We start from the raw sequence: 18274 nt of genomic DNA on the forward strand, positions 1-18274 counted from the left end.
CAGGACGGATGCCATGACAGTAAAAAAAACAGTTTTTATCATCTCCGATGATTATTTTTACCTTAATGGGTTGGGGTTTTTATTAAAGAATGAAAATAATCTAAATGTTTTTTGTCATTATGTAGATCAAAACCAGCAGGAATGTTTTTCTGATGGTATTCCTTTTGAAAACTATAATGAAAAAAGCATCATTATACTGGCAGTGGATGACTTGAACCTCATCAGGAATTTCGCTGCGCGTTTTAGAACTAATATTGTCTTTTCTCTGAGAACCCTCGGCAAAAGAGAAATGGCGCTTTGTTATAAAGGTTTTCTGGTAATTAACAGATGCCTTTCATCATGGCGGATGTTAGATGTAATTAAGACGTACGGGAGGGTAAGTTTTATGCCTGGCATATCTCTTACCCAAAAAGAGGAACAGGTGATTTTCAACTATTTTAACTTAACCGGTGCCCAGTTTAGTTCCTTTAAGTATAAAACGGGGGTTAAGAAAATTAGTCATTATAAACGTTCTGCTTATCAGAAAATGTTGGTTAATGGTGATGGGGAAGCTCATTTTGTAGTGAAAGCATTAAGTGAAATTAGAACAGGGATGCTATAACCGCTGTCCCATGGTTTACCTCTGTTTGTTTATTGCCAAAATTCATTTGTTTGAACAGATGAAGTGCTTAATACTGAAAATTAATAACTCAACGCTTTATGTTTTTTTGTAGTGCCTGGTGATTTTCACCATTCTAAGTAAGTGGTTTGATAAGGATGTTTTAACATCTCCTTATTACAACTCTATCGTGTATAAATATGATCTAAGGATATAGACATGAAAAAAAGTGCTATTGCGTTAACGCTGTTTGCTGTTCTGGGTGCAACTGTAAGTTCTGCGAATGCTGCATCGACAGGAACCATTACTTTTAATGGTGAACTGACTGCCACAACCTGTGATGCCGTTGTTGATAACCAGGCTGCGAATGCAACGGTTGTCCTGCCAACAGTAGGAACCAACCAGTTGGTAAATCTGGGTGAGACTGCGGGGCGTACGGGCTTTAATATCGCGCTGACTAACTGCCAGGGTACTCTTAAAACCGCGTCTGCGTTCTTTGAAGCGGGTCCGACCGTGGATTTAGCCAGCGGACATCTTCTGAATAAGGGCGGGTCGGCAACGAATGTCAGCCTGCAGCTGCGTGATGAGTCCTCTGCTACTGGAGATGTCATTGTGGCGGGTAACGGCATTCAGGCTGCCAACACAACTTATGTTGATGTTTCATCCGGCAGTGCAAATCTGCCTTATTCAGTTGAGTATTTTGCTGATGCTGCAACCACTGCCGGGACAGTTATCAGCCAGGTGGTTTACTCCATTCAGTACATGTAATTCAACGTACTTTATTAATCAGGGGGCTTCGGCCCCCTTTCAGAGAGGGTGGATTTATGCCTATGCAGCGGAAGCATACCTTTTTTTTTATTCAGACACTGAGTTCACTATGCATACTTTTTCTGGTGCTGCTTAGCGCGCCCGTGAAAGCCAGTATTGTTATTACCGGTACCCGGGTGATTTACTCTCAGGGCGAGCGCTCTGTCAGTGTGAAACTTAATAATAATGGTAAATCCCCCGTACTTATCCAGAGCTGGGTTGATGATGGAGTTATGAGTAAATCTCCGGATACCAGCACTGCCCCCTTTATTGTGACGCCCCCGATAAACCGTGTTGATCCCGGCAAAGGTCAGACACTACAGATCAGTTTTACCGGAAAACACCTGCCTTCAGATAAAGAGTCAGTATTCTGGCTTAACGTGCTTGAAGTGCCAGCACGTAACAGTGCAAAGAAAGATGATAATTTTTTACAAATCGCTTTTCGTACCCGGATAAAACTTTTTTATCGGCCGCAGGCGCTTCAGGGGAAATCCATTGAAGCTCCGGATAAGCTCGAATGGAAAACCGTAGACGGGAAATTACAGGCCATCAATAAAACGCCCTGGAATGTATCTATTTCTGGCGTAAAAGCGAATGGAAAAAAGACCGAAGGGAAAATGATAGCACCTTTTGATGCTGAGTCGTTTCCGTTGCAGGTAAGGCATGGACAAACGATTCACTTTGACGCCGTCAATGATTATGGCGCAGTCACTGCGAAATCTGCTGCTGTTCAATAACGTCTGTTTGACAGGGAATATAACGTGAAAAACCATAATAAATATTTCCGCAAGAGCTTTCTTGCAGCAGCTGTTGCGGGTTTTTGCAGTATATCGCATTCAACTGAAGCAATGGAACACACAGGAGCGCAGCCTGAGAATCCTCTGTCAGAAGTGATACCTGACCCCGGGACCGGGGACGTTGAATTTATCAGTGATGTACTGATGTTACAAAACAATCAACCCGTCGATATCAGCCGCTTTTCAAAGCGCGGTTTTCTTTTACCCGGGAAATATTATGCCTCTATTCGGGTAAATGGGAGTGAAGTAGGGAATGAAAATATCGAGATTAAAACCCGGGCGGATAACTCTGGTTATGTCTGTATAACGCCGGAATTACTGAAAGCGATCCCTCTGGCCTGGGAAAGAATCAATGAGACCGACACAGTGCGACTGCCAAATTCTGATGGCTGCACCGAGATCTTATCTGGCATCCCGAATGCCAGGGTCGAATTCGATGCGGGAGAGCAGGTACTGGATATTACGTTGCCGCAAAAATATGTCCATCGCTCTGCGCGTGGTTTCGTGAACCCGGAACTCTGGGATAGCGGTATACCAGCAGCATTTCTCAGCTATGGCCTCAACGCCTGGACAAGTCAGTCCAGTCATTACGATTATAAATCGTTGTTTGCCTCGCTAAATACCGGATTTAATCTTGGTGCATGGTATTTCCGTCATAATGGCTCTTATTCCTGGTCAGATGACGGGAAAAAGGATTATCAGTCTCTGAACTCGTATGCGCAGCGGGATATTCCGTTCATTAAAGGCCGCTTACTTGTCGGCCAGTCTAATACTACAGGCAGGGTTTTTGACTCACTGCCCTTTTCCGGTATGCAAATTGCCAGTGATGAGCGCATGTATCCGGCTTCGCTGCGGGGTTATGCACCTGAAATCAGGGGGATGGCCAGAACGAATGCGAAAGTCACTGTACGCCAGAACAGCGCCATTATTTACGAAACTACCGTGTCCCCGGGTGAATTCGTCATTAACGATCTTTATCCGACAGGATTTGGTGGTGACCTGACAGTGACCGTCCGGGAGGCAGATGGCAATGAAAACTTTTTTCTGGTCCCATATACCGCGATGCCCCAGCTCATTAGACCGGGGTCGTACCGCTATTCCTTTACGGCGGGTAAATTACGCCAGCTCAACCTTAGAGATAAACCAGAGTTTTATGAGGCAACCTGGCAGCACGGCCTGACAAATTACCTGACGGGCTATACTGGCTGGCAACAAAGCGACGGTTATTATGCTGCTCAGGCAGGTATGGCATTAGGAACGCAGGCCGGGGCGATTTCTCTGGATATCACCCAGTCGCACGCTTCTTTCGCGGGCAACCCGAACGGTCAGGAGTATAGCCATAAAACGTCATCCGGACAGAGCTACAGACTCAGCTATTCAAAATTCATCCCCCGGACGGGTACCAATCTGACGCTGGCAACCTATCGTTTTTCAACTCAGGGCTATTACGATCTGGCAACAGCCATGATGACAAAAGATCTGCTGGCGCGTGGTTACGCTGAACAGCGTCTGAAACGTTCCAAAAGCCGCTATACCCTGACTGCCAGTCAGTCTCTTCCAGCAGGTCTGGGACAGTTCTATGCAAGTGCGTCATTACAGAATTACTGGAACAGTAAGGATACCGATAAACAATTCCAGGTCGGTTACAGTAATAGCTGGAATTCAGTCACTTACGGACTGAATGTCAACCGAACATATACCTGGTACGGCAAAAGCGATACCAGCTGGCTTCTGTCCCTCAGCTTCCCTCTGGGGACTGCCGGAGACACTCACGTTCCATCCGCGCGTCTGGAAACAGGGCGCAACAATGATGGTTCATGGTCAAAAGCGGCCTCCCTGTCCGGAACGGCCGGCGAAGACAACCAGTACAACTATGGGGTAACAGCCCGCAATACCAGCGGCGCAACCGGCAGCAGCTTGTATGTTAACGGGCAGTGGCGGACACCATATACGTACCTTAATGGCAGCAGCAGCGTTGGTAATCATTACCAGAGCCAGTCATTTGGTGCGAATGGGTCCGTGATCCTGCATTCCGGTGGCGCAACGCTCAGCCCTTACACCTCAGATACCTGGGCGTTGATTGAAGCCAGAGGAGCCGAAGGTGCCCGGGTTTCCTCTTACCCTGGTATCCGCATTGATAATGCCGGTTATGCCGCAGTGCCTTATCTGAATGCGTATGAACTGAATGAAGTGGCCATCGATCCAAAGGATGCGACAAACAATGTCGGTTTTGAGAGCACGTCACGTAAGGTAGCCCCCTACGCCGGTGCCATTGTAAAGGTTCAATATCATACGCAGACAGGGGTCCCCGTACTGATTTCTGCCCGATGGAAAGGAGAACCAGCCCCCTTCGGCGCGGATATCAACAATGAGAAAGGTAATTATATTGCGACCGTCGGCCAGGCCGGGCAGATATTTGTTCGCCTTGAGCCAGGCACTCATATTCTCAAACTGAAGGCCGGTCATCAGGGTGAATGTAAAATGAAAGTCATCGTTTCCGAAGAAGATTCAGCAATTAATATGAAGAAAGAGGTCCTGGAATGTTACTGAATGCGGTAGGGTTTCTGTCACGCAGTAGCATGAGAATGCTACTTGCTATTTTATTTTTCATCATGGTGAATTTCCCATTGGCAGCATTGGCAGCCCCTGTTTGCGATAATGCCAATATTGGGCACAAGGAGCTAGTATTGCGTGGAAGTAGTATTTCGCCTGGTGTGGACTTGTCATCTATCACCATAGTATCAGGTGGTGGTTTTGGCCCGGATGATATTGCAGGTCCACCTCCTACCAATTATCAATGTCACACAACCAGTGGAGACAATGAAGATTATCTTTTAGAGATTTTTCTTGAGCCATTGAGTTCATATGGTAGTTCTTATTATTTAAATTTTGGGGTGTCAGGGATTTACAGTAGTGTCGTTGCAATAAATGCTCCAGCATTTGGGATCGGATTCACTCCAGGTCCATTTTCCCGACCTGGTATGGGGATGACTACGGTTCGTACAGTATTTTTTAACAAAAGCGGTAGTATTGATACTGGCTTATTTGGTGGTATTTATTATATATCATTAGTTAATGGCTCTCTGTTACAGCCAGGAGTTTTATCGGGGAGTGACCTGCCCACCTTCGGCATATACGGCATGATTTTTAAGAATGATGGAACAGTCTATGACGGAAAGAAAATATTGATGGGGTCTTTATCTTTTAGCGGTTCAGTAAATATTATTCCGTTTACATGCCAGACACCTGATGTTGTCGTGCCAATGGGAAAATACAAGACGACAGATTTTACCGGCGTGGGAAGTACCAGTCAGTGGGTGGATTTCAATATTGAATTAGATAACTGCCCGGGGAATTATCCAGGATATTATCAGGCTAAAAACCAAATGAGTTTATTGATTAATCCCGTTTATGGCAATCCGACCCCTGATTCATTCAGTCTCAAATCAGGTACTGGCAGCGCAACGGGGATAGATATGCAGGTCAGAAAGCAAAATGATACCAGCATGATAACAATGGGAACAGGTTTTGACCCCCTGGGCCCCGTCACCGGAAATACAGGCGTTAAGCAATTACGCATCCCTCTGCAGGCCAGATATATACAGTCAGGCGGGCAGGTGACTCCTGGTTTGGCGGAGTCAGCGCTAACGTTCACAATAAATTATTATTAGTATGATAAATAATAATTTTTCTCTCATCCATTGAAATTAAAGAGTCGATATGACCAGGCAGGAATGGCTTTTGCAACTAAGACGATGTACTTCAAAAGATACGTTAGAAAAAGTGATAGATAAAAACACATATTCTCTTTCCAGTGATGAGCTGGAAACATTTAATTCAGCGGTTGATCATCGACTGGCCGAACTGACAATGGGGAAACTTTACGACAAGGTACCTCCGGAAGTGTGGAAATTTGTGAAATAAAATGCGGGCGTGGCAGGTAGCACAGCGCCTGCGTGACGTTATGTTATGTCAAACCTGACGGCTGGAAGAAGAGTAACCTTCTCGTCGTCAGGTGGGCTGAATGCTCCATGCACGTTAAATTTTATGACGTTATTGGCCATCCGCAGATAATCACTAGAAAGGTAACAGGATGGCTGAGATGATCATATTTTTAGCAATTTTCATGTGTCTATCCCTGATCTCATCGACATTTCCGCGCTAACGTTTCACCAAATCGATTGCTGCTTAAAATTAATGAGATTCAGAAAGGTTTTGTGAAGCGTGTTTTTCTCAAAAAATGACATAAACGGATTAAGTGAGTTTTGTCCGTAGCTATTTAAAAAGAACTCACTTTTCTTTTTCATCAATCCAGGCAATCAGATCGGCGAGCCTCTTCTCAGAAAATACGGCTATACCATGTTTGGAGAGTAGCGATGCAGCGACACCCATTCCTGACTTACGCTGGCCGCTGAATGAACCGTCATAGATAAATTGACTACCGCATGTTGGGCTGTCGTCGGTTAATAGCGCCGCGGTACAATCTGACTCCTGAGCGGTACGAAGCGCTAATCTGGCGGCGAGCTGATATTGTTCAGTGACATCCTGCCCATTAATTTCAATTATTCTGACCTGCGCCAGCAATGTATCTTTAATTTCAGCAGAAATAATTTCAGCCGGAGGACGGGGCACTGATAAACCGGCGGCCAGTTCTGGACAGAAGATCACAAGGCGTCCTTCTTTCTGCCAGCGCTGCAACTGATCTGACATCTGTGCTTTCTCGCTTCCGTCATAACGTACTTTGAGTCCCGTCAGGCATGCACTTACCAGTATTTTATTGATCATCGTTATCTAATATGACGTAACCCGTATAGCTGTATGTTAACACATTACTTGTATATATCTGTCTCTTAGCGGGGGAATGCTGCGCTGTATCTTTAGACTGATTGAGAAAAAGCATGATCGTAAACGCCGAATGGCGGTATACCCCCAAGGCTATACCGCCAGCGCCATATTATCGCGCCATTAACGCAAACACCCCCCAGCCAAAGTACTCCCGCGAGTACGTCACATGACGTTCAGGCGCTATCGTCAGCTCCGCCCGAACCTCCTGCGCGAAGTCATCTTCTGGGTTTTCCTCCAGCCAGCGACGCATGGTCATCCATTTTGCGGCTTCGTACCTGTCCCAGCCTTCCTGGTCTGCCAGCACCATTTCAACCAGGTCATAGCCCTGTTGATCGAAAGACGCAACCAGACCGGGCAGAGTGAGAAAGTCTGCAATCGACGAGACGCCGCACGCCTGGGCTGTCTCCTCCGTCGCGGGTACCTGACGCCAGTACGGTTCGCCAATGAGCATTATTCCCCCGGGCTTGAGGCTTTTTGCCAGCAGATCCATCGTCCCGGCTACGCCACCCGCAATCCAGGTTGCGCCAACGCAGGCCGCCACGTCACATTTTTCATTCGCGACATAGCCAGCCGCGTCGTTATGAATGAAATGGACGCGTTCGCTGACGCCGAGTTCCTCTGCGCGCCGCGTGGCCTGCGCGGTGAAGAGCGGGCTCATGTCGATGCCGGTACCGGTGATACCGTAATCACGTGCCCAGGTGCAAAGCATCTCTCCCGAGCCGCTGCCAAGATCGAGAATGCGTGTGCCTCGCTTCATGCGTAACACGCGGCCCAGCGTCGCGTACTTCTCTGGTGTAAAGGGGTTATGAATGCGGTGTTCGCTTTCGCTAACAGTAAAAATACGTGGGATATCCATCATCCTCTCCTTAACGATTATCAGGCTGCGCGCGAACGTTGTTCAGCCCGGTAGTGTTAATGCGGTAGGGCTGACCGTTAACGGATTTGATCAGCTTTTTGGTTTTGAGCTTTTTGAAAACGGCGAGCGTGCAGTCAGCCAGCAGTAGCCCTTCGCGGCTATAGCATTCAACGGCGGTGACGCGGCCAGACGCATCGCGGACGTGCACAATACGGCCACCTTTGGCGAGAACGTGTAAGGTACGTTGTTCCTGACGGGATAAATTCATACTGGAAAACCTGTTTAATCATCATGTGCAAAACGTGCAAACACACAGCGGTGTCCGCATTCGATTTCGGCGCATTGATAATCAGTCCGGCCTGGAAAGGTCGGTAAGCTGATTATCGGATGATTACATTCTCCAGCATCAAAGCCTCGGGTTGAGTTGAAAGGTATTTACGGGGTGAATGATAACACCTGATTTTTATAAGTGAATACCCAGGGGTGAAAAACGTGATCACGGTTGGCATCGGGCTGAGGAGAGGGAATCATTCCTGGCCGCTCTTAATTTTGCTGTCGACCTGAGGCTGTGGTTTGCTGAAAAGATATCCCTGCACAAGCTCGCAACCCAGAGCCTGAAGCCGCTCAAGCTGCTCTTCGGTCTCAACGCCCTCGGCTATAACGCCCATATTAAGGCTCTTAGCCATACCGGTAATAAGCTTCACAATATTAAGCGCATCTTCTTGTGTAGATATCGGATTGACAAAAGATTTATCGATCTTGATTTTATCAAAATTCAGTTCGCTGAGTCTGGAGAGCGACGAATAACCCGTGCCAAAATCATCAATGGAAATTCTTACGCCCAGTGCGCGGAGTTTTTTCAGAATCGCAATGGGGTTATTTCTGTCACTAAAGAGGGATGACTCCGTGACCTCTAACTCAAGACGGTTAGCCGGGAGCCCGGTCTCAGCCAGAACGGTCTGCACCGTATTAATAAATGATTTGCTGCCCAATTGAACAGGCGAGACGTTTACGGAGATCCTGGCCGGAACAGCCCAGGAGACCGCTTCCCTACAGGCCAGTTTAAGTACGGTTTTACCTATCTCGTTGATCATGCCTGTTTTTTCAGCGGCGAAAATAAAGCTATCCGGGGAAAGCATTCCCTTTACAGGATGCATCCAGCGAATAAGCGCTTCATAGCCGTAAATTTCCTTGCTGACGGAATTCACAATAGGCTGGTAATAAACAATAAATTCATTGTTTTCAATCGCCCTTGCCATATCATTTTCAAGCGTTCTGCTCTCCTGTAACTTCTGAAGCATTCGCTGACGGAAAACTTTAATCTGCTGTGAGCCTGCCTTTTTGGCTTCATAGAGCGCCAGATCGGCGAACTTATAAAGATAATCAGCACGTCGTTCATTATCTGATAAAACAATACCCACGCAGGTGGCAATTTTTATGAGCTGGTTATTAATCGTATAGGGTTTACTGATATTCTCGCTGATCTCTCTAGCGCGCAAAACGGCTTCGCTTTCGTTTAACCCACTGGCTAAAAAAGCAAACTCGTCTCCGCCTAAACGGTAAAATCTGTCTGAAATATTGCTCATCGCGGTCAATCGCCTGGATACCTGACGTAACAGTAAATCGCCAGCATCATGACCATAGGTATCGTTGACCTCTTTGAATCGGTCTAAATCAAATAACATTACCGTAACGGGAACATGATTTTCTTCGGCCTCAAGATTGAGTTTGCTGAGCTCATCCCAGAAGTACAGACGGTTTTTCATGCCAGTGAGGGAATCATGGTAAACGTCATACTCTAGTTTTGAATTCTGAATCTGTAGGGTCTCCTTGGATAACTGGAGTTCTTCTGCAAGACTTTCAACCTGCCTGTGCGCTTTAAGGATGTTTTTATTTTGATAGATCGTTAAAAAACCCAGGATAATACTCAGAATGATCAGCAGTAAAGAGAGGGCTGAGTAAATATAATACAGGATCTGTATTTTATGGTTGCTACTGTTAATCGTGCTAATGTCTTTCGTTAACGCGCTTGATGAAAGCTGACTGAGTGGAGCATCCAGCAAATGCATGGTATGAAGGTATGTTTTTACATCCGAATGGCTCATTTTTTCGAGGTTAGCATCCAGATACGTAAGGATTTTATCAAGGCTTAACGCGAGGTCATGATGTGCCTGAACGTTTTTAATGTAATGTCCTAAATCCCCCTCCTTAAACAGATCATTCTGGCTTAGCATAATTTCCAGCCGCATCCGGACCTGGTCTATCGTAACGTCATCGGAATCGGTTGCGTACAGACCAAGCCATGATTCAAAGCGGTAATATTCGGATACCAGTTGGGCGACAGACCATGACTCCGTGTAATGAGTCAGTTTTTGGAGCTCCTGCTGTCGATCGTAAACAAGAAAAGCAATATATCCAGTCGTGATAAAAAGAGAAAAAATGATACCAACCAGTATCCTGTTCATTATGTTCTCCTGAACTGCTATTCAATCTTCATTTTGCTGACCTGCCATGCCGATCGCGAATAATATATCTGATTATTTAATTCAGGAAGACTGTCGTAGGGATATACAATGAATGCCGGACCTTTATCTCGGATGCGCATATATTCACCATTAACCTTCAAAGCGAGTATGGCATTATATTTTTTAAAGTCGCTGAGCGGGATGGCTGTCGCGTAATCATTAAGCGCTATAACATTGACCACGTTACCCTTTGCGCCAATATAATCCATGAGTTTGCTCATTGGAACACCCTCAAACTTTGTGCGGCCATTATACCAGGGGGATGATGTCTGGAAGCTCACCATACCGAGTTTTTCAAGGCTGGCGATATCAAACACGGCTTTTCCACTTTCATTCGTGTTCTCGATATTACCGTAAATCGTTAAAATGGGTTTACCAGCAGGTTTTGGCAACTCACCAGCCAGGGTGACGCTTTGCACTAAAAAGCAGCACAGCATTAGGATTAATCGCATTTCAGCCTCCACGTTTTAACATAAGTATAAGAATTATAATTTAGTTATCCTACTAGTTTATATATTTTATCTCTCCCCACGTTTATCCATCATAATCAGGATGTAAAAACGCCGTCAGTCGGCAGCCACCCGAGCGATGCTTAACCTTCTTACCGCAGACGCATGACAAGGAACCGTCCATCATGAAAAAAGATAGCTATGCCTTTTTAATTCCACTCATCGTTGGCGGGTTAGCGTTGATATTTGGCTTTGTTGTCTGGTCAATCGAGATTTATCGCGTGACATTTCTTACGGCCCTGGGGGAACAGTATCTTGCGGCTGTCACATTGCTGCTGCCGCTGGTGGCGATAGTGATGTTCGCCGCGAAGTGGGCGTTTAAAGACAAAACCCTTGTTGACGTTGTCAAACTTTACCTCGGCCTCATCATCTTCAGCCTGCCGGTTGCCATTTTCGTCATCTTTACCGCGGCCTGGCTACTGAACGGAGAATACTCTGCCTGGAGCCAACCTTACCGGTATGAATCCGGCAGCAGAAATAGCTGTTCGGGGGCGGAAGTCTATGAGCCGGAACTCAAGAGAGAGATCCGCATCTGTTATCCTCAGGGATATTATTTAATCGATGGCACCCTGTACGTGGAAAAGCGGAGTAATTCGCTGGGTATGGTGGTGCTTTGGGCGATCGCGCGATCCTGAACCTCAGGCTCGAATAACCCCTTTAGCCCGCCTCCAGCATCCCAAAGCTGACAATCCGCGAGCGGCCCAGCTCTTTCGCCCGGTACAACGCGACGTCCGCCGCGCGCAGCAGATTATCGCTCTGGGCGTGCTGCGGATAGCTGGCGATCCCGATCGACACATCCACCGGGCCAATCTCCGAAAGCCCGTAGCGCAGCGAAAGCGCATGCACGCTGTTGTAGATCTCCGTTGCAGCGGCGTGCGCTTCTTCCTCATCTGCACCGGTAAGAAGCACCAAAAACTCTTCACCCCCATAGCGGAAGGCCAGCCCGCTATCGTGTACCGCCCGTTGAATAATGGCTGCCACGCTTTTGATCACCAGATCGCCGGCCTCATGACCAAAGCGGTCATTAATGCTCTTGAAGTGATCGATATCGATCATCAGGCAGCTTACCGGCTCCTCGTTACGCACGGCCTGCTTCATTTGAGTACGTAACGTATCTTCCAGATGGTGGCGGTTACGCAGCCCCGTCAAGGGATCGAACAGGGCTTTTTCCAGCAGCGCATCGCGCAGCCGCTGGTTGGCCAGCGCCAGTCCCAGCGCCTCGGCCATCAGTTCCAGATAGGCGCGGGACGGCGCGGTTTCAGGCGTGATGTTCTGGAATGAGAGCAATCCAATCGCCTCGCCCTGAGCAATCAGGGGAACGCACAGCGATTGCTGCGCCTGTGATTCGGGCAGATGATAACAGCCGATATCCGGCTCGCCGTTCACTGGCGGATGGCTTTGACCACGCCGGACGGCCCAGCATTCGTCAGGATGGAACGGCTTTTTATCCCCTTCTGGCGATAGCCATTCGGCCGTACAGCGCATCTGCCACGGCTCGCGTTCCAGAATATACAGGCGCCCTGAAACCCCCGGCGCAATATTGGGTGCAAACAGCTCCGCCACATTCATCACGTCGGCAAAGTTTTCACAGCCCTGCAACCGCTGGGTCATTCGCGCCAGCAGTTCGCGGATGGCCCAGTCAGCATCGCGCTCTTTTTCCAGCCGCTGCCTTGCCAGCCCGTTCTCACGGAAGATGCGGATGGCCTGCGCCATATCACCGATTTCATCAACCTGGGTAAAGTTCGGCGTTTCGACGGCGTAATCCTGCGATGCAAGACGATGAACCACGTCACTCAGACGCACCACCGGACGGAGTACACGGCGCTTGAGGATGAAAACCATCACAAACAGGAAGAGCAGGGCGGTCAGGCCGACCATCACCTCAGAGGCCGTTCGAAGCGTTTTGGACGTTTTGGTTGCGGCCTGCACGTCGGCAATAATGCGCTTGTCCAGCAGCATGCGAAAGCGTTCGATAGTGTTGTGTGCCCGTTCGAGTTCCAGCTCATAGCTCTTACCAAACAGCAGCGAAACGGCCTGCTGTTCCTCGCCACGGGCGATACCGTCAATGGCAGCCTGCTGTTCATCCTGGAGATCGTCTACAATTTTCAGTCCGTCGTACAGCAGCGCCAGCTCTTCGCCCGATGCCCCCGTATTTTTGAGCTGTCGCAGCGTGTGTTCGATATTCTTCAGCTCGGCTTCTTTCGCCTGATATTTCTCAAGCACCTCGGGCTCTTTTTGGATGACGTAAAGCCGCGCCAGATCGGAGAGCATCCAGGTGTCTGTCTCGATCTCCTCCGTCAGCTGATCGAAGACCTGGCGTTGTTTAACGGCTTCACGTTCGATGTTATCGGCGTGGGAAGCCATCAGCATGACGATGCCGGAGGCAATGGTCAGGCACACCGTGACACCATAAGCCCAGTTCGTGATCGTGGCGATTCGCACCTGTTGGATCCTTCTACGACAAATGTGAAAGAGCGTTCATTTCAGATTATAGAAAACCTCTGATTTATCGCGAAAAAAAAGGCGGCACAGGGCCGCCTCACAGAACGCCTTTCTTTATAGATCCGGAGAATTTCTCCCCTCTTCGATAAAGTCTGCGTCCAGCTCCTCGGCGTTGCCTGCGTGATCGCGGCCGGAGAAGAGGTTCCAGCAGGCGATAAACAGAGCGGCAATCAGCGGCCCAATCACAAAGCCGTTGATGCCGTACAGCTCCATACCGCCGAGCGTGGTAATCAGTATCAGGTAGTCCGGCATTTTGGTGTCTTTGCCCACCAGCAGCGGACGCAACAGGTTGTCCACCAGCCCGACGATAATGACGAAGAAGCCCACAATGAACAGACCCTGCCACAGCTGGTGAGTGGCAAACAGGAAGATGGCGGCGGGAACCCAGACGATGGCCGACCCAACGGCAGGCACCAGGGAGAGAAATGCCATCAGTGCGCCCCACAATACGCTGCCGTCAATACCGACAATAGCAAAGGCGATACCACCGAGCGTGCCCTGAACCACCGCCACGACCGCCGTGCCTTTTACCGTGGCGCGCGAGACGCCGACAAACTTAGCGAACAGGTGCTGTTTGACGAAGTCAGACAGCGGCAGCGAGTCGAGGATCTGGCGCACCAGATACGGCCCGTCTTTCAGCAAGAAAAACAGCAGATACAGCATAATGCCAAAGCTGATGGCAAAGCCGAACGTCCCTTTCCCAATCAGGAACGCGCTGCCCGCCAGATACTGCCCGCCCTGTAACGCGACATCGGAGAGTTTTTTCTGGATCTGCGCGGCGTTGGTCAGGTTGTGATCCGCCAGGAAGCCGCTGGCCCAGTCCGGCAGGCGGTTGAAGATACCGGCGATCACTTCCGGGAACTGCGTGTTGTTCTGTTGCAGCCTGGTGTAAACCATGTTCAGTTCCACCGCGAGCGAGGAAAGGATCACCATCAACGGAATAAACACGATCAGGCAGATAATGCCGAGTGTGAGGAGTGAAGCCAGCCCGTTGCGATCGCCCAGCGCGGTACGCAGTTTGTTTTTCACCGGGTTGAAAATGATGGTCAGGATCGCGGCCCACAGAATCGCCGAGAAATAGGGAGACAGCACGTCAAAGAAGGCCCAGGTTACAAGGGCCAGGATGAGAATAAAGAAACCTTTGGTCAGTCCGTTAAATCGCATAGTGAGTCCTGGTGAAGAAGAAACTGTGTCGACTATAGAACTGATTTAAGGATTTACCAATAATTGCGCTGAAGTCGCGCCGGGTGGCTTTTTGTTAACAATCGCGGTATAACACTCCTTCTTTGGATGTTTAGATGTCCATACGTTTAGAAGGTAACATGCAAACACAACAAGAAAACGGGCAACTTAAGCGCACCATGAAAACCCGCCACCTGATTATGCTCTCGCTGGGTGGCGTTATCGGCACAGGGTTATTCTTCAATACCGGATATATCATCTCGACAACCGGCGCGGCGGGCACGCTGCTGGCATATCTTATCGGTGCGCTGGTGGTCTGGCTGGTCATGCAATGTCTGGGCGAACTTTCCGTGGCGATGCCGGAAACCGGCGCGTTTCACGTCTATGCCGCCCGCTATCTCGGTCCGGCGACGGGGTATACCGTGGCGTGGCTCTACTGGCTTACGTGGACAGTGGCGCTGGGATCGAGCTTTACCGCGGCCGGGTTCTGCATGCAGTACTGGTTCCCACAGGTTCCCGTCTGGACGTGGTGCGTTGTCTTTTGCGCTGTGATTTTTGGTCTTAACGTGATTTCCACGCGCTTTTTCGCGGAAGGGGAATTCTGGTTCTCGCTGGTCAAGGTTATCACCATCGTCGCCTTTATTATTCTCGGCGGCGCGGCCATCTTTGGCTTTATCCCGATGGCGGACGGCTCTGCCGCGCCGGGACTAAGCAACATTACCGCCGAAGGCTGGTTCCCGCACGGTGGCCTGCCGATCCTGATGACCATGGTGGCGGTCAACTTTGCCTTCTCAGGAACGGAGCTTATCGGCATCGCGGCAGGGGAAACGGAAAACCCACACAAGGTTATTCCGGTTGCTATTCGCACCACCATCGCCCGGCTCATCATCTTCTTTATTGGCACCGTGTTTGTGCTGGCGGCGTTGATCCCGATGCAGCAGGCTGGCGTGGAGAAAAGTCCGTTCGTGCTGGTGTTTGAAAAGGTCGGCATTCCGTATGCGGCGGATATCTTTAACTTCGTGATCCTGACGGCGATCCTCTCGGCGGCGAACTCGGGTCTGTACGCCTCTGGCCGTATGCTTTGGTCTCTGTCTAACGAGAAAACGCTGCCGCGCTGCTTTGCCCGCGTCAACAAAAACGGCGTGCCGCTGACGGCGCTTTCTGTTTCCATGCTGGGCGGCGTGCTGGCGCTGTTCTCCAGCGTGGTCGCGCCGGATACGGTGTTTGTGGCCCTGTCAGCCATTTCCGGTTTTGCGGTGGTGGCGGTGTGGATTAGCATTTGCGCGTCGCACTTCGTGTTTCGTCGCCGTCACGTGCAGTCCGGCCAGCCGCTATCCGCGTTGCAGTATCGCGCGCCATGGTATCCGCTGGTGCCCGTGCTTGGCTTTATCCTCTGTCTGGTGGCCTGCGTCGGCCTGTGGTTTGACCCAAGCCAGCGTATTGCCCTTTATTGCGGGCTTCCGTTTGTCGCCCTGTGTTATGGTGCGTACTACCTGACCCGAAATCTGACCACGCAGGAGCCTGAACATGTCGCAGAATAATCCGCTTACCGCCCTCCTTGAAAAACAGCCGTTTGTCGTGCTGGATGGGGCGATGGCAACGGAGCTGGAAGCGCGCGGTTGTAACCTTGCCGACAGTCTCTGGTCGGCCAAAGTGCTGATGGAAAATCCGGAGCTGATCCGCGACGTACACCTCGACTACTACCGCGCGGGTGCACAGGTGGCGATCACCGCCAGCTATCAGGCGACACCCGCAGGCTTTGCCGCTCGCGGGCTGGACGAGTCGCAATCCCGGACGCTGATCGGCAAAAGCGTAGAGCTGGCACGCAAAGCGCGCGAAGCGTACCTGGCAGAGAATGCGCAGGCGGGCACGCTGCTGGTGGCGGGATCTGTGGGCCCTTACGGCGCGTATCTGGCCGATGGTTCCGAGTATCGCGGCGATTATGTGCGTAGCGCTGAAGAATTTACCGCCTTCCACCGCCCGCGTGTAGAGGCGCTGTTGGATGCGGGCGCGGACCTCCTGGCCTGTGAAACGCTGCCTTCGTTCACTGAGATTAAGGCGCTGGCGGCGTTGCTGACGGCGTATCCGCGCGCCCGGGCATGGTTCTCATTTACCCTGCGTGACAGTGAGCACCTGAGCGACGGAACGCCGCTGCGGGATGTTGTTTCTGCGCTGGAAAGCTACCCGCAGGTTGTCGCGCTGGGGATTAACTGTATCGCGCTGGAAAACACCACGGCGGCGCTGACGCATCTGCACAGCCTGACGTCGCTGCCCCTGGTGGTCTATCCGAACTCCGGCGAGCATTACGATGCGGTGAGTAAAACCTGGCATCACCGCGGTGAAACGTGCGAGACGCTGGCGGGGTATTTACCGCAGTGGCTGGAAGCAGGCGCGAAGCTGATTGGCGGCTGCTGTCGGACCACGCCGCAGGATATTGCTGCGCTGACGGTTCAGCGCTGAGGCCTTTGCCGGGCGGCGGCTGCGCCTTACCCGGCCTACAAATTGCACGAACCGTAGGCCGGGTAAGCGTAGCGCCACCCTGCGAAACAACCGCACAAAATTCACTATCCTTTCCCGCTTTTTTTCTAAAAACGAATCGTCATTAGCGATTCTTTTTTATTCCTTTATCAAAATTCTCGCGCCGGAAATACTGCCCTTATAACAACAAGGGGAGCAGACGGTATGGCAATTTCATCGCGAATCACGTTACTTGGTGCACTGGCGCTGTGGGTATTTCAGGCGCAGGCGGTGGACGTCACCGTGGCGTATCAGACTTCCGCGGAACCGGCGAAAGTCGCGCAGGCGGATAACACCTTCGCCAAAGCGAGCGGGGCGAACGTCGACTGGCGCAAGTTCGACAGCGGCGCGGCAATTGTGCGGGCGTTAGCCTCGGGCGACGTGCAGATTGGCAACCTGGGTTCCAGCCCGCTGGCCGTTGCCGCCAGCCAGCAGGTGCCGATTGAAGTCTTCCTGCTGGCATCGCAGCTCGGAAATTCCGAAGCGCTGGTGGTGAAGAAAAGCATCACGAAACCCGAAGATTTGATTGGCAAACGCATCGCGGTGCCGTTTATCTCCACCACGCATTACAGCCTGCTGGCAGCGCTGAAACACTGGGGCATTAAGCCGGGCCAGGTGCAGATCATCAACCTGCAACCTCCAGCGATTATTGCCGCCTGGCAGCGTGGCGACATTGACGGAGCATACGTCTGGGCGCCCGCCGTCAACGAGCTGGAAAAAGATGGCACCGTGCTGACCGACTCCGAAAAAGTGGGGCAATGGGGGGCGCCAACACTTGATGTCTGGGTCGTTCGTAAGGACTTTGCCGAAAAACACCCTGAAGTGGTGAAAGCCTTCGCCAAAAGCGCCATCGACGCCCAGCAGCCTTACATCAGCAATCCGGATGAATGGCTGAAACAGCCCGCCAACCTGGAGAAGCTCTCACGTCTGAGCGGTGTGCCGGAAGCTGACGTGCCGGGGCTGGTGAAAGGCAACACCTATCTGACACCTGCGCAGCAGGTCCAGCAGCTGAACGGGCCGGTGAGCAAAGCGATTGTCGACACTGCGACGTTCCTGAAAGAGCAGGGCAAAGTGCCTGCGGTAGCAGCGGATTACAGCCGGTTCGTGACCGACCGCTTTGTGAAATAAGGGGGCTG

17 protein-coding genes are annotated in these 18274 nt (G+C 50.5%); 10 read left to right on the forward strand and 7 right to left on the reverse strand.

Going from position 1 to position 18274, the window contains the following annotated elements:
• Positions 1-13: 13 nt before the first annotated feature.
• The 6 genes from ACOT1A_RS19500 (at position 14) to hha (ending at position 6126) form a co-directional block, all read left to right on the forward strand.
• A complete protein-coding gene (locus ACOT1A_RS19500; protein ID WP_105322482.1) occupies positions 14-601 on the forward strand; it encodes a hypothetical protein in 588 nt (195 codons plus the stop codon).
• A gap of 216 nt (positions 602-817) precedes the next feature.
• Entirely contained in the window at positions 818-1366 is a 549-nt protein-coding gene (locus ACOT1A_RS19505; protein ID WP_063152655.1) for a fimbrial protein, read from the forward strand.
• 62 nt (positions 1367-1428) lie between these two features.
• Positions 1429-2142, forward strand: a complete 714-nt coding sequence (locus ACOT1A_RS19510; RefSeq protein WP_058677403.1) for a fimbrial biogenesis chaperone — start codon at positions 1429-1431, stop codon at positions 2140-2142.
• A 24-nt stretch (positions 2143-2166) separates the two neighbouring features.
• Positions 2167-4752, forward strand: a complete 2586-nt coding sequence (locus ACOT1A_RS19515) for a fimbria/pilus outer membrane usher protein (RefSeq protein WP_256145856.1) — start codon at positions 2167-2169, stop codon at positions 4750-4752.
• Positions 4743-5873, forward strand: a complete 1131-nt coding sequence (locus ACOT1A_RS19520) for a fimbrial protein (protein WP_022647181.1) — start codon at positions 4743-4745, stop codon at positions 5871-5873. The genes ACOT1A_RS19515 and ACOT1A_RS19520 overlap by 10 nt, the downstream gene beginning before the upstream one ends.
• A 49-nt stretch (positions 5874-5922) precedes the next feature.
• Positions 5923-6126 (forward strand): hemolysin expression modulator Hha, encoded by a 204-nt coding sequence (gene hha, locus ACOT1A_RS19525; protein ID WP_022647182.1) that lies wholly within the window; start codon positions 5923-5925, stop codon positions 6124-6126.
• Positions 6127-6492: 366 nt separating this feature from the next.
• Here hha and ACOT1A_RS19530 read toward each other — a convergent pair whose 3' ends face one another.
• The 5 genes from ACOT1A_RS19530 to ACOT1A_RS19550 all read right to left on the reverse strand — a co-directional run bounded on the left by ACOT1A_RS19530 (position 6493) and on the right by ACOT1A_RS19550 (position 10880).
• Positions 6493-6987: a DUF523 domain-containing protein gene (locus tag ACOT1A_RS19530; RefSeq protein WP_022647183.1), complete on the reverse strand. Its 495-nt coding sequence runs from the start codon at positions 6985-6987 to the stop codon at positions 6493-6495.
• 169 nt (positions 6988-7156) lie between these two features.
• Positions 7157-7903, reverse strand: a complete 747-nt coding sequence (locus tag ACOT1A_RS19535) for an SAM-dependent methyltransferase (RefSeq protein ID WP_063148325.1) — start codon at positions 7901-7903, stop codon at positions 7157-7159.
• A 10-nt stretch (positions 7904-7913) separates the two neighbouring features.
• On the reverse strand, positions 7914-8171 hold the full coding sequence (locus ACOT1A_RS19540; RefSeq protein ID WP_048966038.1) for a YjhX family toxin: 258 nt from the start codon (positions 8169-8171) through the stop codon (positions 7914-7916).
• A gap of 259 nt (positions 8172-8430) precedes the next feature.
• Entirely contained in the window at positions 8431-10368 is a 1938-nt protein-coding gene (locus ACOT1A_RS19545; protein ID WP_063850154.1) for a putative bifunctional diguanylate cyclase/phosphodiesterase, read from the reverse strand.
• Between the two features lie 17 nt (positions 10369-10385).
• Positions 10386-10880 carry a molybdopterin-dependent oxidoreductase gene (locus ACOT1A_RS19550; protein ID WP_022647187.1) on the reverse strand — a complete coding sequence of 165 codons (495 nt, stop codon included), beginning with the start codon at positions 10878-10880 and terminating at the stop codon, positions 10386-10388.
• Positions 10881-11062: 182 nt separating this feature from the next.
• Between ACOT1A_RS19550 and ACOT1A_RS19555 the strand changes: the two genes are divergently transcribed.
• Positions 11063-11572 carry a hypothetical protein gene (locus ACOT1A_RS19555; protein ID WP_105322484.1) on the forward strand — a complete coding sequence of 170 codons (510 nt, stop codon included), beginning with the start codon at positions 11063-11065 and terminating at the stop codon, positions 11570-11572.
• Between the two features lie 22 nt (positions 11573-11594).
• Here the strand turns inward: ACOT1A_RS19555 and ACOT1A_RS19560 are convergent, their stop codons facing one another.
• A complete protein-coding gene (locus ACOT1A_RS19560; protein WP_046620596.1) occupies positions 11595-13379 on the reverse strand; it encodes a diguanylate cyclase in 1785 nt (594 codons plus the stop codon).
• Positions 13380-13493: 114 nt separating this feature from the next.
• A complete protein-coding gene (locus tag ACOT1A_RS19565) occupies positions 13494-14603 on the reverse strand; it encodes an AI-2E family transporter (protein ID WP_022647190.1) in 1110 nt (369 codons plus the stop codon).
• 158 nt (positions 14604-14761) lie between these two features.
• Between ACOT1A_RS19565 and mmuP the strand changes: the two genes are divergently transcribed.
• The 3 genes from mmuP to tauA all read left to right on the forward strand — a co-directional run bounded on the left by mmuP (position 14762) and on the right by tauA (position 18266).
• Positions 14762-16162, forward strand: a complete 1401-nt coding sequence (gene mmuP, locus ACOT1A_RS19570; RefSeq protein ID WP_023305550.1) for an S-methylmethionine permease — start codon at positions 14762-14764, stop codon at positions 16160-16162.
• Positions 16149-17081, forward strand: coding sequence for a homocysteine S-methyltransferase (gene mmuM / locus ACOT1A_RS19575; protein ID WP_063135994.1), 933 nt, complete (start codon positions 16149-16151; stop codon positions 17079-17081). Before mmuP ends, mmuM begins: the two co-directional genes overlap by 14 nt.
• A gap of 222 nt (positions 17082-17303) precedes the next feature.
• Entirely contained in the window at positions 17304-18266 is a 963-nt protein-coding gene (gene tauA / locus ACOT1A_RS19580; RefSeq protein WP_038415446.1) for a taurine ABC transporter substrate-binding protein, read from the forward strand.
• Positions 18267-18274: the final 8 nt, after the last annotated feature.

Source organism: Enterobacter cloacae complex sp. SYL003 (assembly GCF_049236925.1).
Classification (GTDB): Bacteria; Pseudomonadota; Gammaproteobacteria; order Enterobacterales; family Enterobacteriaceae; genus Enterobacter; species Enterobacter intestinihominis.